We start from the raw sequence: 15,201 nt of genomic DNA, 5'->3' as shown, positions 1-15,201 counted from the left end.
CCTCCCCATTATTTCTTATTCATATAAAAATAAATCGGGAGCCCCACAAGTGTGATACCAATACCGACAAACGATCGAATCGGATCACTGATAATGGTACTAACCAGAATATACAGACCCCCTACAACACCAATGATTGGTGTGAGTGGATACAGCGGCACTCTGTAGCGTCCTTTTTCTGCCGGCATTTTTTTTCTTAGAATAAAAACGCCGAAGACACCCATGGTAAAGAAAATCCACAATACAAAAACAAGTAAATCCGTCAAAGTATCAAACGTTCCAGAGAAAATATAAATGATAGCCAGTACACTTTGAAAAATAAGAGCATTAGCAGGCGTCTGGAATTTGGGATGAATTTTACTCAATGTCCGCGAAAATGGAATTTGTCCCTTCTCACCCATAGCCTGAGGTACCCGAGCTGCTGTCATTAAATAACCGTTCAGCGCTCCCAAGACCGAAACAATAATTCCCGCAGTAATAAAGGCTCCTCCACCGTTTCCAAATAGAGCTTCTGCCGCATCTGCACCCGGAGTTTTTGAAGAGACAATAGCCTCATAAGGCAGCACCTGGAATATAGCCATATTAAAGAGTACATACACAATAATGACAAAGATAACACCTATGGAAATGACCCTTGGCAGTGTTTTCGCAGGATTCTTTATTTCTCCCGCCATATTAGTCACACCGATCCAGCCGTCATATGCCCATAATGTGCCTAGTATCGCTACGCCAAATCCTGCGCCTGACACGGAGGTGTGTATACCGCTAAAACCCGGGGCCAGATCGGAGAGAAGTCCGAAAGCCACAATCCCAATCACCGGGATAAGTTTGCCTACCGTAGCAATCGTCTGTATGATCCCCCCGCATTTGGTCGAGATGGCATTCATGATCAGAATAAAGATCAGGATCCCTACGGCAAGCAGCTTCTGCTGCAAATCATTCATAGGTAGAAAAAAACTGGAATAGGTTGCGAAGGCAATAGCTAAGGCTGCAACCGAGGCCGGATACGAAATGACCGCTTGTACCCATCCTAATAAATAACCGTACACACCGCCGTATAATTCACTAAGATAGGTGTACAGGCCACCAGATTTAGGTATAGCTGCTGCAATCTCCGCTACCGACAGTGCAGAAGCCAGTGTAATCACACCCCCAACTACCCATGCCAATATACTCATTGTAGGTGTGCCGGCATTGCTAAGAACAATTCCCGGCTTCAAAAAGATCCCCGATCCAATAATCATTCCCACAACGATAGCCATGGCTTCAATAAAGGTTATAGATTTCTTAAGTGTCTTGTTGTTCTGCATAAATAATCATAAATCCTTCCTCTTAATAAGTAATTTCACACTCCAGCGTTAAAGCATTGCATAATTATAATTTATATTTACTCTTTCTTTCAATAGGTTTGTGAAAAAAATAACACCTACGCTTGGGAATCCCAAACGTAGGTGTTCGATAGTTAGCTATCATGAGGATTTTTATCCCGTTGTAATCATAGCCCCTTGATACTCATTCATTAATTTATCCATAATCTGCTGTACAGATAAAATTTCTTTAATTTCATGAACTCTGGACCCGGCAAATACCAGCCCGTTCTGAACATCTCCTCTTAGTGAGGTTAGAAGAGATTCCATGGTGCAGAAGCGATAAGAACAAACCTTTAGACAATCATGACATTTAGCAATTTTCACTTTGCCATCATCACTAATTAGATCTGTGAATTCATTTCGAATGGCTCTTCCTTCCAGTCCCACCGTAGACTTGATTAATACGGTATCACCTTGCTGAGCATCTACATACTTTTGTTTGAAGGACAGGGGAGCATCACATTCATGGCTTGCCACAAAACGAGTACCCATTTGAACACCGGATGCACCGATCCGCAGAGCTTTTGCAATATCATCCCCGGTTAAAATACCACCTGCCGCGATCACCGGAATGGAAACGGCTTCTACCACTTCAGGAAGGATATCGAACATAGATCTATCTGTCCCTAGGTGGCCCCCTGCTTCAAAACCCTCTACTACGACCGCAGAGGCTCCCAGCCTTTCAGAGATTCTGGCTAATTTAGCGGATGAAACAATGGACACCACAGGTGTGTTATATTCTTTGCCCCAAGCATAAATATCTCTGGAAATTCCGGCCCCGGAAATAATAAAGTCCACCTTTTCTTCCAGAGCAGCCTTCATTTTATCAGCGAAATCCTTCATTGCGAAAAGCACGTTTACTCCGATATATCCAATCCCTTGGGAGAGTTCTCTTGTTTTGCGAATATGCATTCTAAGTTCATCAGTAGTGATACCCGTACCGGAAATGGTACCGATCCCGCCTGCCTTGGCTACAGCGGCAGCTAGTCCGCTTAAGGATATGCCTACACCCATTCCACCTTGAATAACAGGAACCTGGGATTTAATATGCCCGAATTGGATTGTTGGAAGTTTCAATGAAGCACCTCTTTCACTATTTGTAGATCATTTTCAAATCTCTAAGGAGTAATAGCTATAAAGGTAACACAGTTAATTGTTTGCCGATGTGACTGAGCGCATGCCAAAACTATGTTAAATGTCATCTTCATCAACGTTTTTCAGCACCCTGTACGTATTCGCTTATTAATAATAATTGGTTAATTATTAAAAGAATATACAACAGAACCACATTCAGTCGACCCTCTTGATAAATTCTCTTACCATTATGGTTAGAAGTGCAACATGAAGGATCAGCCCCACAGCAAAATAACCTAATGCTGCAAGATGCTTGTCATCCGCCCCTACGAGAAGAATCTTGGCTGGCCAATAGGTCGGAACCCATACACCCAGGAGCTGCCAGGCGCCCGGGACAAAATAGACAATCACAGACCCGGCTATAAACAAGCCTCCTATCTTTGACAGAGCCAGACCCTCTACCTTGTTCGCAGCAAAGGCTGACAGGAATAAGGCAAAGCAGGGTGCTTCTAGAGCCAGCAGCGGAATCGCATAGAGACTTTCTAGGTGAATTTCAGCAATCCCGGACAATAATAAATATAAAGATGAAAGCACAGTACACAATATAGAAGGGAGAAATAACCTGTAAATCATATAACCTTGTCGCATTAAAGGAGTGACCGCATAGTAGGCTATAACTTCCTCATCGCGTTCATCCAACATGAGTAGACCCGTCATCATACCGATAAGCATAGGAATCACTGTGACCAGGAAGGACACGGCAAACCCTCTGTACTGAAACAGTTGTAACGAATAACGCTCTTCCAGCCAATGCTCCGCAATGGAAAAGCCGAATCTAGAGAGTAAGAGAAGTGCCAGCGGGCCGAAGATTCCTGCCATAAGAACAGGATCCAGGCCGGCATGACGTATGTCGTTCAGAAGCAGGGCTCTGTATTTCCTCATCTACCTGCACCTCCCGAGCCTACCCGCATCAAAATATGCTCTTCATAGGAACGTCTAGCCCAGACATAAACTGCATAATTCCATACCGATAAAATCGATATAGAATACAAATAATCACGTAATGTCAGGGTAGAATATGCCGATTTTAACAGCCTTAAAGTTCCTTCTGTGGGCAAGAGCAGAAACAGCTTCGATTCCCATACATCAAAATATCCGAGCAAAGGAAGCACGAATGGGAGAGCATAAACCTGTGAAAGCAAAATAAAGCTATTAACCGTTTGACAACGTGCCACTACTCCAATGGATAAGAGGGTCATAAAACTTGAGGTCAGCAGAATACCAGCAGAAAAGCCTAACGGGGATAAGGGCATACCCATGCTCACGAGATGGATCAGCCAAGCCGCTAGTAAGGACAATATAGATAAGGACGCTGCCTTTGCCAGCAGGTACTCCCGAGTTCGAATAGGGGTGACAAATAAGGGGTCATGGATACCCTGATCTCTTTCAAGCAGAATAATTCCTCCAGCAAAAATAAGCCCAAGCGCACTTGGATCGCTGAAGGTTAGCAGAACCATTACCTTTTCCTTGTAAACCTCCGGAACAAAATGAAGCAGTACCCAATAAAAGGCACAGACAAATATATAAATTCCATAAAACCCGTGCCGCCACTGGAAACGGACATCAAGAGCAAAAGCAGCCGATGTTCTCATGTGAGCTGCCTCCCGGTGATATCAATGAATATTTGCTCCAAGCCGGCCTCCATAGAATGAAGAGTCTCAATGGGATTCTCCCTTAAAATTCGCAGGAAATCTGGATTCTCTCCTATAGCCTCAAAAGGAAACTCCGCTGTTATTATTTCACCATGCTGACGATACTCAACAAGGATTCGCTTCTGGCCCTGGCGAAGTTTAAGCTCCCGCGGAGAATCAATCAACTTAATCTGACCGTCGACGATGAACGCAACCCGATCGCAAAGTTCCTCTGCGGCTTGCATATTATGCGTGGTGATAAGCACCGTTGTGCCGGCCGCTTTCTTTTCCAGAATCAGATCCTTCATTCGCTTTGCATTGACTGGGTCCAGCCCGGAGGTAGGTTCATCCAGAAAAAGAATATCCGGATGATTCAATAAGGCCCTGCAAAAATTCAACCGCATCTTCATTCCCTTGGACAAATTGGAAACCCTCATATGGGCAGCATCAGTCAGGTCAACCTGCTGGAGTAAATGCATCGGCTCCGCCGTTGGGCCTGAATACAGAGACTGGAACAGCTTTAAGTTCTCCAGAGCTGTGAATTTCGTATAGAAATTCGGGAATTCGAAGGCTACTCCTATTCGTTCAAAGTAGTCCGGTCCAGTCTCACGTATTTCCTTCCCCATCACCTTTACACTGCCCAGATAAGCCTTCAGCACGCCGATCAATATTTTTTGAGTGGTGCTTTTACCTGCTCCTGAGGGGCCGAGAAAACCAAATACTTCTCCCTTCGGGATTGCAAAGTTAAGCCCGTGGAGTGTACGCTCCTTTTGATTCGGATACGAAAATTGAAGATCTTTGACTTCGATCATGAGACCCATTCCTTTCAGCCCGGTTATCTTGATACCATTCCTTCAGCTAAGAGATCAATCAGAAGTTCCAAGGTAGCTGGAAACAGCTTCCCCCCTATTTCTTCCTTGTGCAGCGTCAACAGGACGAGGGCACGTATTAAACTTACGATTAGATCCGGAGATACTCCGCTCAGGATTCCCTGAGCCTGCCAGGTTTCAATAACAGGCATTAAAGAATCCTTGTCTTCCACAAAATTCTTCTCCTGAATCTCTTGAGGTAGTTTTCGGATAAGCTGCTCCATCTCACCACGAACGGTCATTTGACGCAGCAGAGGACTGTCATCCATCAATTGAAAAGCTTGCAGCAAAAATTGCTTAATCCCATCCTTAGTGATGGCATCTCCTGGTTTAAACGACTCGAGCATGGTGTCTCGAATTCGCTTTTCATCCTCTTGTAATATTTCAAAAAACAACTCCTCCTTCGAACCGAAAAATAGATAAAACGATCCCTGAGAGATGCCAGCCGTCTTTGTAAGGTCTTCTACACTTGTCTTTTTTAGACCTCGAGCTTCAAAGCAGCGGCGGCCTTCTATTAATAATTTTTCATGAATCCAAGTTCGTTCTTGGTCTGTAAATTTCTTGGGCAAGGGAATCAACTCTCTTTTGTGAGTTTGTGAATATTTTTATTTTTTATTCACAGAATACGCCTGAACTTGCATCCTGTCAATAAATGAATGAACTACATTGAGGCATTGAGTCATTTGATGAATATTTGTAGACAGTTTAAGTCACACTAGTCTTCGTTACTTAATAGAAACGGTGGTGAATACGAACACTATGCCTCTTTCTCCGCGAATGTACCATTGGTTTGTTCGTCCACAATGGTTCACCAAAAAATATATCCATGAGCATATTCAGAACGGGTTTCACTTAGAGAATAAGGATATTCTTGATTTTGGATCCGGGACCGGTGCAAATTGTTCTATTTGCAGGCCCGATATTTATCTTGGAATCGAGCCGGATAGAGAACGGGTTAACCTGGCCAAGCGAATTTATCCCAACCATCACTTTATGCATTTTGATGAAAAAACTATTCCAGCTCAAGATCACTCCTTCGACTATATTTTCGTTATAGCGGTTCTTCACCATATACACGATGAGCAAATCAAGGATTATTTGTTGGAATTTGAACGGATATTAAAACCCGGTGGGGAAATCATTGTATTGGAACCCTATCTTTGTGAACGTAAACCCCTAAATAACCGCTTTATGAATTGGTACGATGATGGTGAATATATTCGAAATGAAGACGGCTATTTAGACTTATTTCATGCTGGAAAATATAAATGTCAGGTATTGAAAAAGTTTACAAAATGTTTCCTCTATAATGAAGTCTTTTTTTCGGCCAAGCCAATCGTTTGATTCCCATTTTGTGTGGTTAAATGTTACAATTTTAATGTAAATCATTCCTGGGGTGATTTATAAATGAATAGACTGAGGAGTGTGGCAAATGGCTTTAGATGTATATCTTAATTTCAATGGGAATTGCCGGCAAGCCGTGGAATTTTACGCAGAGGTTTTTGAGGCTGAGAAGTTAAAAATTATGACCTTTGGAGAGGCCCCGCCTAACCCCGAATTTAATCTCCCTGAAGAAGCAAAAGATTTAGTTATGCACACTCATATGAACATTATGGGCAGCACAGTAATGTTCTCTGATGTTTTTCCAGGCATGCCGTTTACAGCCGGAAATAACATAAGCCTTACGATTGTAAGCAAAAACATAGATGAAATTAAATCTCTTTACGGGAAACTAAAAGAAGGCGGCACCGTAAGTATGGAGCTTCAAGAAACCTTCTGGAGCAAATGTTATGGTATGGTAACCGATAAATTCGGCATTCACTGGCAATTGAGCCTTGATAACGGAGAAACGGCAATGTAGCTTTTGAATACACAAAAAGGATATAGATCTTTTCCCTAAAGAAAAGAATCTATATCCTTTTTGCATCCTAACTGTTTTTAAGCAGATACAGCCGGTGTGACTTTTATAAAGATATATCTTGTTAAAGGCCCTACTAATAATAGTTGAAGAGGCAAGGCACAAATAAAGTTTTTACCTACAGCAGACAAATATGCTATGGGCAACGCTGCGGTAAAGCCAACATGGATAACTGCACCATAGAAAGACATGAAGAGGACCATACCAGTAACCATGAAGGAGGATATAAGCAATATTTTTTTAATCATAGGATCCGTGCCCTTTACCAGTCTATGAGCAATTCCTTTGGCGATCTTACCCACTATAAAAATATCTAATACCAGTGCAACTATAAACGCCGGCAAGTAGCCGATAGCAACATGCTTAACGAGAGAGCCCGACAGACCTTCCAATAAAATCATATTGTAAATACTCATCCCCAACACCATTAAAGCACACATAATCGTTGTAAATAATAAAGCTTCTTTCTTGTTGTTCCCCATTTTGATACTCCCTTGTTTTAAGTATTGTCCACTCGGTTTACAATATCACCCCTCTTTTAATACGTCAACCAAGTTGACAATAATCCCAAAAGCCTTATACTAACTATGTAATGCTATTCTTATCTAGATTTCAGGAGGTCCCGATGAATCATTATTTAGAAGATTTGAATCTGATAGATTTACTGAGCGAAAAGCATTTAGCTTTGCGTAAAAAAGTAATTGACTCCATATCAGAGGATCTGAATAAAACTGAGACCCATATTCTAGCCATTCTTGAGGTACATCAGAGACTTTCTATTTCTGAAGTTAGTAGAATCATTAACCTTTCCCGGCAGGGCACACATAAAAGTATTCATGGTCTAATAGATCGGGGTTATGTAAAAAGTGTAGACGTTAAGGATAATCACCGTGACAGACATATCTCCCTTACCGCAAAGGGGCTAGAGTCTAATACCAATATGATGATCATAAAAAAACAACTTGAGCAAGAGATTATCAGTAAGCTTGGAGAAAAAAATGTGGAGCTTATCAAAGCACTTCTTAAAGAAGAATGGCTGCAGGATTAAAAAAACGCGCGCCAATCGAGGATTGGCAGCGCGCTTTAGCTTCAATTAAAAGGTGATTATACTTTCGTCAAATACTCGGCAAGTTGATCAAAGGTACCTCCGAAGCCTTGTTCCATAGACTCGAACATTCCGCTATAAAAGATAAGCTCTTCTTCAGTTGCATTTAGTGGAGCTCCGCGGAGGGTGAGCGTTGTTTTGCCCTCATTTTCGATGAAGCTTACCGTATTTAGTATTTCAATCGGAAACTCCGCACTGAATGGCGCTCGAACAGCATCACCCTCTTCATTGGAAAAGGAATTGATAAATACAATTTTCTCTGGAGCTATGATTTCACGGTAGACAAATCTCCCCCACATAACGTCACCTTCAGGTGAACGCATATTGTAGTGAAAGATACCCCCTGGCCGAAAATCCAGCTTGGCAATTCCCAATTCTAAACCTACGGGTCCCCACCAATTTTTCAGATGCTCAACTTCCGACCATACTTTGAACACAAGCTCTCGCGGTGCGTCTAATACACGTGTGTACACAAATTCATTAGCTTCGGTCATGTTGTACCTCCAGATAATATAATATCCTTGTTTTGAATATACCATTTAAGGAATATTCACGTCAAGGAATATTGGTCAATTCTTGTCCATACTCTTGAATAATCTTTCTGTATCTTCCCGTTCACACAATTCCCGTTCAGGATTCATAACTGCAGCAGCTCCGGCCGCAACTCCAAATTGCACAGATTGCCGTAAGCTTCGGCCTTGGGCCAAGCTATACACCACTCCAGCTACCAAGCTGTCACCTGCGCCCACAACACTTAAGACTGGAACATCAGGCGCAGGAATATGCTCAGTACTCTCCTTAGTAATCAGCAGGGCACCCTCGCCTCCTAAAGAAACGATCACAACCTTGGTTCGGCCTTCATCAATCAGCTGGAGTGCAGCAGCCTTTATTTCATCCTCATTGGCAATTTCTCTTCCGGTTAATTCTTCTAATTCACGTGAATTAGGTTTCAATAAATATACACCGGCATCCGCAGCTAGCTGCAGCGCCTCCCCCGATGTATCTACAATCACACGTGCATTCCACTTCTTGGCTACCTCTACCACTCGGGCATAGAAGTCTTTGGGACATCCCGGAGGGAGGCTGCCGCTTGCTACGATATATGTAGGTTCACCGGTTACTGCCTTTAATTGTTCAAGGCATCGTTCCCAATCACTTTCGATAAAGACTGGCCCCGGCATATCAAACCTAAACTGCTGGCTCGTAGATTCCTCCAGTACAATCAAATTTTCACGGGTTTGGCCTGCAATAGGTATAGATTGGAGAGTAACTCCCTCATGTTCAAGCATTTGCTGCAGCAGCTGCCCGTGTAATCCCCCGCATGTAAATAAGGCTAACGATTCTCCACCTAATTTGTGGATCGCCCGCGATACATTTACCCCGCCGCCGCCCGGCTTGTAGGAGGCTTCACGACAACGCATTTTATGATCGGGTACCACTTGCTTAATACTTGTGCTCGCATCCACGCTAGGGTTAATCGTCAAAGTTACAATCATGTTTTAACATCTCCTTTTTTCTAGTACGATCTATTTTTGACTTTTAGTTTCTTCATCCATTCCTGAGCCCTCATCTTTGTATTTCCAATTCATGTATTTTCTATTAAATCGCTTATATTGTACCATAAACAAAAAACGCCTGGTTTCCCAGACGTTTCGTGATTGCTTACGTAATCATTCTAATGTTTCTGTACTTCAAGCTTCTGTAGCTTTATTCCCTTTGGCATTACCGAAGAGATGTATTCATGCACCGGGTGTTGTCCGTCAGCTTCCGCAAGAACAGTTACAGTCCCTTGGTCCTCTCCTGTTCGAATCAAGCGGCCCATGCCCTGTTTAAGCCGGAGCAGCATGTATGGAAGATCCACATCCTCAAAAGGAGCTGTTGTTTCCGCCCGCTTCGCCATAAAGACAGGGTCAAGCGGAGGATAGGGCAGCGACCAGATAATAACATTAGAAAGTGAGGGACCTGGTATATCCAGACCTTCCCACAAAGTAACCGCACAGAGCACACTATGTTCATCCCGCTGAAAAGCCGAGATCAGATAGCTAATCTCTTGATCGCCTTCATACAGAAAGGTGTACTTACGAAGCTGCGGTCTTTGTCCACATTCCTGCTTGAATTGCTGCAACTCCTCTCGGGTACGGAACAGCACTAAGGCTCTTCCTTCCGACTGCTCGATTAAATTCATGGATATCTCCATTTTTTGAGAAAAGTCCCCAGTAAGCTGCTCTGGCAGATACACCTTCATTTGATTCTCATAATCATACGGTGAATCTACCGAGAAGGAGAGATAATCCTTTACTCCAAGACTATCCTGCAAATAATGAAACGATTTATCGACTGATAATGTGGCAGAAGAGAATATAATTGGCATCTTCTGACTGAACAAGCCTTCCTCAAGCACTTGCTTAACATTACGGGGCATAACAGATAGGGTCATACCGTCACTATCTTCTGACGCCCAGCATATCAATGCACCTGAATCTTCGAACAATTTCAACGCAATCTCCATCATTTCCAGACGTTCTTCCACAATTCGCAGTTGATACTCATCAAGTGTATAGAGCTCACTCTCAAAGACCAGTTCTTCTTCAATTTGCGCAATAATACTACGCATCCGATGCACTTCACGAATCAACAGTGCATTCAGTTCAATGCTCATACGATCTGATCCCGGAATACGACGGCTCTGGCGACGAATCCGATCAAACATAATTTCACTTTGTAGAATGGCTTCATCAATAAGAACAGCGAGCGATTCACGAATTTCATTCTTCAAAAGACGTATCAGCAGTTCTTCAAATACCACATGCTTCATTTTGTAGCCTAAAGCCTTCATTGCCGCCGATTCGAGTAAATGTCCCTCATCAAATACAACCGCACTGTGCTCTGGAAGCAGAGGGATCTGCCCCTCCCGTTTCCGGGCTTCATAGGTCCACACATGCTCCATATAGTAATCATGAGAACAGATAATCAAATCCCCGGATTTCCGGTAATGATCGCGAGATAACGTCTGTCCACATCTTTGGCGCATATCGCAGGTTAAACAGTCCTGAAAGGTATCCCAATTGATCTGGTTCCATTGTTCATCATTTAGATCTGAATAATTCTTACGGTCCCCATATGCATGGAAATGCTGCATCGGCTTATACGAATGGACAAAATCAGGTAATGTATCATACAGTTCCTCAAGCGGCAAACTCTCATCATCACGATTCCGAGCCTGATCCAGCTTCTTCAAGCATAAATATTTATCCGGAGATTTAGCCAGTCTGGCGTCAATAACCATATTCAGGTGCGTTGCAAGCTTCGCAATATCACCCTCCGGCTTCACTAGTTGCTCAATTAAAGACTCGTCTGCGCAGGCGATAATTACCGGCTTTCCGGTATAACGTGCATAACAGATGCTGTACAGTAAATAAACCAGAGTCTTTCCCGTTCCTACTCCGGCCTCGGCAAAAATAGTTGTCTTATCTGCAAAAGCCCGTTCCAGCTGATAGGCCATATATATTTGTTCATCACGGACTTCAAAACCTGCCTCAGGAAGGATTTCATAAAAAACATCCCCAACCCATTCGCCTACTTGCTCTATAAAAGATCTGGTAGGATCATACTCAAAAGGATACCGCTTCGCCACCAAACCTACCTCCAATATTAAATTCCGTTATTTCAAAACTTTATTCTCTCATAAGTTAAAGAAAAATACAAAACTTATTTATTTAATGCGCTATAGCTTAGTGTAGATTCACCCTATAAACAAGGACAGGAGCCTCCCCATAGAGGAAGCTCCTGTCTTTTTTCAGTCTGTTATTGAAGTTCTTCTTCCACAAAGTGCTTCTGCTCTTCATGTATTTCATCAAATAGCGATAGGTTTTCCTTGTTAGTTGAAATGTCTATTTCTGGGGAGCTATTAGTCCGTGAACTTGTCCGAAAATATGAATCAAGAAGTAATGTCATTTGTTGGAATGTGATTGGTTTGGCATGATCCGACAATTCATAACCAATATGTCCATTTGTTTCAATGGTTACTGTCTTTAAGTCCTTTATATGAGTCAACCCATTTTGGCGCAGCTTCATTTCTAGCTGATCTACGGTCAGGCGATGTTTTTTCAATTCTCCAACCTGCAATTCACCATTTTTAATGACAATTACAGAACTACCACGAATAAACTTTTCAATACTATTCGATTTAATTTGCAGAAACTCAACTAAGACTAATATGAATATGAACGTTGTGGCTGCAATAATAGCCATCCAAATACTTTTATTTGCAATAGGTTGAACGATTACCGTCCCAATAGATACCATAATGACTGTAGTTGGAACGGTCATTTGAGAGATAGATTTTCTTCCTGCGAGTCTAAGCAATAACATACCTGCTATTATTAAAACAAACGACTTCCATACTTCGTCCAATATCTCACGAAAATTCATCTCTTATGGTTCTCCTTTAATTGAATATTCGAGATAAGTATTGGACTATGGACCGGAAGTTATTCAAGTTCACGATTAAGGCCACTAAGTACTTTTTATATAAACTTGATTACTAAGCTGCTCCGCTTGATTCGCTGGCAGAGGTTTACTGAAGAAATATCCTTGACCCACATTACATTTAAGTTTCACTAAAGAGTGTAATTGCTGTTCATTTTCAATCCCTTCGGCAACTACATTAATCTTCATATGATGTCCCATGTCTACAATAGTCTGTACTATAGCTTCATCCTTAGAGCAGGTTGTAATATCATTTACGAAGCTCTTGTCTATTTTTAGATAATCAATCGGCAGATATTTTAGGTAACTTAGTGAAGAATATCCCGTCCCGAAATCATCGATGGATATTTGGACACCCAGCATCTTTAATTCCTGAAGCAGCATAGAAGTTTCCTGAATATTTTGCATAACTGTTTCGGTCACTTCAATTTCAAGATACTGTGCAGCAAGTCCGGTTTCCCTAAGAATTTCCGATACATTCTGAATTAGATTCTTATCTCTGAACTGCCGAGGCGATATATTCACAGCGATACTTAGTTCTGACATCCCAGCCTCTTGCCATTTTTTCATTTGCTGACAGGCTTCCTGTAATACCCAGTGTCCAATCGGTATAATTAATCCAGTCTCCTCGGCGATGGGTATGAACTCCAGTGGCGGAACCAGTCCTCTCTCCGGATGCAACCAACGAAGCAATGCTTCCCACCCTATAATTTTTCCCGTTGTCAGGTTCACCTTCGGTTGATAATAAATGACGAACTCATGATTTTCTATAGCTTTACGGAGCTCTTTATCTAATTTCAATTTATTGTAATTCTCACCATCCAACAGTGAAGAATAATATTGATAGGTGTTTCCCCCGTGTTTCTTTGATTTGTACATAGCGATATCCGCAAGTCTGATTAATTCATCAGGCTGACATCCATCCGTAGGATATAAGCTGATTCCAATGCTAGGTGATGTGAAATACTCCCCTTTTTTGATAATAAACGGGACAGATAATTCATCAATGATTAACTGAGCAAGTGTGCTTACCTTTTCCGGAGAAGTCTGAGTGATAATTAGACAAAATTCATCGCCCCCCAGGCGGTAGACCATCCCTTTTAATGCTAAATTCCCGGCTAATCTTTCTGCTACCTTTTTTAGAAACAAATCGCCAAAGCCGTGTCCCATGGTATCATTAATCAGTTTAAACCGGTCCAAGTCCAAAAACAGAACGGCCAACAGATTGTTCTTGCGCTCGGCGAGCTTGATTTGTTTGATCAGCTGTTCATGAAATTTTGCACGGTTAGGCAACCCGGTTAATTCATCATAATAGGCCAGATATTTGATTCTCTCTTCAATTTTTTTACGTTGGGTAATATCTTGCGCCACGAGTAAAAATGCCAGCTCTCCATTGTAATGGATTTCAGTTAAAGAGGATTCTACATATATAGTTTTCCCGTCGAGCCGCAGGATAGGAAACACAAACGGTTTGGCGGCTTTTTTCTCCGTACTCACTTGCTTATGACGTGATTTCATGGTCGCATAGTATTCTTGGGGGACAATCTCTAACACCGATTTGCCGATAATCTCTCCAAGAGAGGTAGCACCCAGCATTTCAAATCCAGCTTTATTCAGATAGACAATCTCGCCATTAACCTCCACACTAATAGCATTCGGCGAAATTTCAACGACTTGACGATATCTTTCCTCGCTTTTTCCCAGTTCTTCATTCTTAGTTTTTAATTCTCTCAGCAGATTTCGATTAGCCACAATAATAAAAACTTGGCGCATGATAATTAACAGCGTAACTACAAATAATCCGATTTTAAGCGCATTCACACTTTCATCCCGTACAAATAACATCACAAATAAGAGAACAACGACACCTATGTAAGGTAGTAAATCCAACTCCTTGTCTTCCGTTGAAATCACTTCAGGTTTAGTACAAGTTTGGGCGGAATAGTGCTGAGCTCGGTTGCCGGCAATTCCTATAAGCAGCAGTGGAACAATCCATAGAGGGTCTATGTAGCTGGCCTGCTCATATGTACCAATCATTAGATAATAGATGTGAAGCGAATCCGCTACAATTTGTATAACAAAGCCGGTTAGGATTAAAAAGATAACCCTTTTATGCTCGTTGTAATGCGATTTATAATACAAACTAACCGTTGCAAAGAGAAACCCTAAATCAAATGTTGGATAGGCTATCGTGGTAATCAGCGCAAGTACGGAGTTATTCCCGGATTTCAAAATAGGATTAAGAAGAAATTGCAGGCTGAAGGTTGTTGCTATGGCCATAAATATAATGATATTAAAAAAAGAATGTATCCCGGGCTTTTCTCGGTTGGCGGTTCTTTTATAGATGAGAGCAACCAGAAAAAGTCCATATTGCAGCAGCCAAAAGAAGTCCGCCCAGCTGGGATAAGGGGCAGCCCGATTATATCTCATCTGGTAATAGAGCCAAATACTTTGAGCAATAATGAAGCATACCGTTCCTAATAATAGAAGCAACCAGAAGTGTCTATCTTTGCCGGAAAAACTTAAAAAAGTCTTAACCAGTATAGCGCAGCAGATCCCCGCTCCAGCAATGGAAAAGAGATTAATGCTCAATATCCGCATAAAAAAATCATCCTGATAAATATAGAGACAACCATAAACGGAAAGCATAAAGATCACCGAAAACATACAAAAACGAATCTGCCGC

15 protein-coding genes are annotated in these 15,201 nt (G+C 42.0%); 3 read left to right on the top strand and 12 right to left on the bottom strand.

What is annotated here, in order from left to right; all coding sequences use genetic code 11:
• Positions 1-8: 8 nt before the first annotated feature.
• The 6 genes from PWYN_RS16230 to PWYN_RS16205 all read right to left on the bottom strand — a co-directional run bounded on the left by PWYN_RS16230 (position 9) and on the right by PWYN_RS16205 (position 5,573).
• The gene (locus PWYN_RS16230; RefSeq protein WP_036654187.1) at positions 9-1,310 is read right to left on the bottom strand and encodes an APC family permease; all 1,302 of its coding nucleotides are present in this window, start codon (positions 1,308-1,310) and stop codon (positions 9-11) included.
• Between the two features lie 171 nt (positions 1,311-1,481).
• Positions 1,482-2,447 (bottom strand): NAD(P)H-dependent flavin oxidoreductase, encoded by a 966-nt coding sequence (locus PWYN_RS16225; protein ID WP_036654184.1) that lies wholly within the window; start codon positions 2,445-2,447, stop codon positions 1,482-1,484.
• 213 nt (positions 2,448-2,660) lie between these two features.
• A complete protein-coding gene (locus PWYN_RS16220; protein ID WP_036654181.1) occupies positions 2,661-3,386 on the bottom strand; it encodes a hypothetical protein in 726 nt (241 codons plus the stop codon).
• Positions 3,383-4,096, bottom strand: a complete 714-nt coding sequence (locus PWYN_RS16215; protein ID WP_036654179.1) for a fluoroquinolone export ABC transporter permease subunit — start codon at positions 4,094-4,096, stop codon at positions 3,383-3,385. The genes PWYN_RS16220 and PWYN_RS16215 overlap by 4 nt, the downstream gene beginning before the upstream one ends.
• Positions 4,093-4,947, bottom strand: a complete 855-nt coding sequence (locus tag PWYN_RS16210; RefSeq protein ID WP_036654177.1) for an ABC transporter ATP-binding protein — start codon at positions 4,945-4,947, stop codon at positions 4,093-4,095. The genes PWYN_RS16215 and PWYN_RS16210 overlap by 4 nt, the downstream gene beginning before the upstream one ends.
• 23 nt (positions 4,948-4,970) lie before the next feature.
• Positions 4,971-5,573, bottom strand: coding sequence for a TetR/AcrR family transcriptional regulator (locus PWYN_RS16205; RefSeq protein WP_036654175.1), 603 nt, complete (start codon positions 5,571-5,573; stop codon positions 4,971-4,973).
• A gap of 190 nt (positions 5,574-5,763) precedes the next feature.
• Here PWYN_RS16205 and PWYN_RS16200 point away from each other — a divergent pair, with 190 nt between their 5' ends.
• Together PWYN_RS16200 and PWYN_RS16195 are read left to right on the top strand one after the other, a co-directional pair.
• On the top strand, positions 5,764-6,348 hold the full coding sequence (locus PWYN_RS16200) for a class I SAM-dependent methyltransferase (protein ID WP_036654172.1): 585 nt from the start codon (positions 5,764-5,766) through the stop codon (positions 6,346-6,348).
• An 88-nt stretch (positions 6,349-6,436) separates the two neighbouring features.
• A complete protein-coding gene (locus PWYN_RS16195; protein WP_036654170.1) occupies positions 6,437-6,865 on the top strand; it encodes a VOC family protein in 429 nt (142 codons plus the stop codon).
• Positions 6,866-6,942: 77 nt separating this feature from the next.
• Here PWYN_RS16195 and PWYN_RS16190 read toward each other — a convergent pair whose 3' ends face one another.
• Complete coding sequence (locus tag PWYN_RS16190) at positions 6,943-7,404, bottom strand: DUF2798 domain-containing protein (RefSeq protein WP_036654166.1); 462 nt, start codon at positions 7,402-7,404, stop codon at positions 6,943-6,945.
• A 143-nt stretch (positions 7,405-7,547) separates the two neighbouring features.
• Between PWYN_RS16190 and PWYN_RS16185 the strand changes: the two genes are divergently transcribed.
• Complete coding sequence (locus PWYN_RS16185; protein ID WP_036654164.1) at positions 7,548-7,970, top strand: MarR family winged helix-turn-helix transcriptional regulator; 423 nt, start codon at positions 7,548-7,550, stop codon at positions 7,968-7,970.
• Between the two features lie 56 nt (positions 7,971-8,026).
• Here PWYN_RS16185 and PWYN_RS16180 read toward each other — a convergent pair whose 3' ends face one another.
• The 5 genes from PWYN_RS16180 to PWYN_RS28195 all read right to left on the bottom strand — a co-directional run bounded on the left by PWYN_RS16180 (position 8,027) and on the right by PWYN_RS28195 (position 15,116).
• Entirely contained in the window at positions 8,027-8,521 is a 495-nt protein-coding gene (locus PWYN_RS16180; RefSeq protein ID WP_036654162.1) for an SRPBCC family protein, read from the bottom strand.
• Positions 8,522-8,596: 75 nt separating this feature from the next.
• Positions 8,597-9,523, bottom strand: coding sequence for a 1-phosphofructokinase family hexose kinase (locus PWYN_RS16175; protein ID WP_036654160.1), 927 nt, complete (start codon positions 9,521-9,523; stop codon positions 8,597-8,599).
• Positions 9,524-9,702: 179 nt separating this feature from the next.
• Positions 9,703-11,661 (bottom strand): ATP-dependent DNA helicase, encoded by a 1,959-nt coding sequence (locus PWYN_RS16170; protein ID WP_036654157.1) that lies wholly within the window; start codon positions 11,659-11,661, stop codon positions 9,703-9,705.
• A 170-nt stretch (positions 11,662-11,831) separates the two neighbouring features.
• Positions 11,832-12,458, bottom strand: coding sequence for a DUF421 domain-containing protein (locus PWYN_RS16165; RefSeq protein ID WP_036654155.1), 627 nt, complete (start codon positions 12,456-12,458; stop codon positions 11,832-11,834).
• Positions 12,459-12,542: 84 nt separating this feature from the next.
• Positions 12,543-15,116 (bottom strand): EAL domain-containing protein, encoded by a 2,574-nt coding sequence (locus tag PWYN_RS28195; RefSeq protein WP_169744125.1) that lies wholly within the window; start codon positions 15,114-15,116, stop codon positions 12,543-12,545.
• Positions 15,117-15,201: the final 85 nt, after the last annotated feature.

This window comes from Paenibacillus wynnii (assembly GCF_000757885.1).
GTDB classification, from domain to species: Bacteria; Bacillota; Bacilli; order Paenibacillales; family Paenibacillaceae; genus Paenibacillus_AQ; species Paenibacillus_AQ wynnii.
Note: the sequence above shows the minus strand (reverse complement) of the source record. Positions and strands in the feature narration are given on the sequence as shown.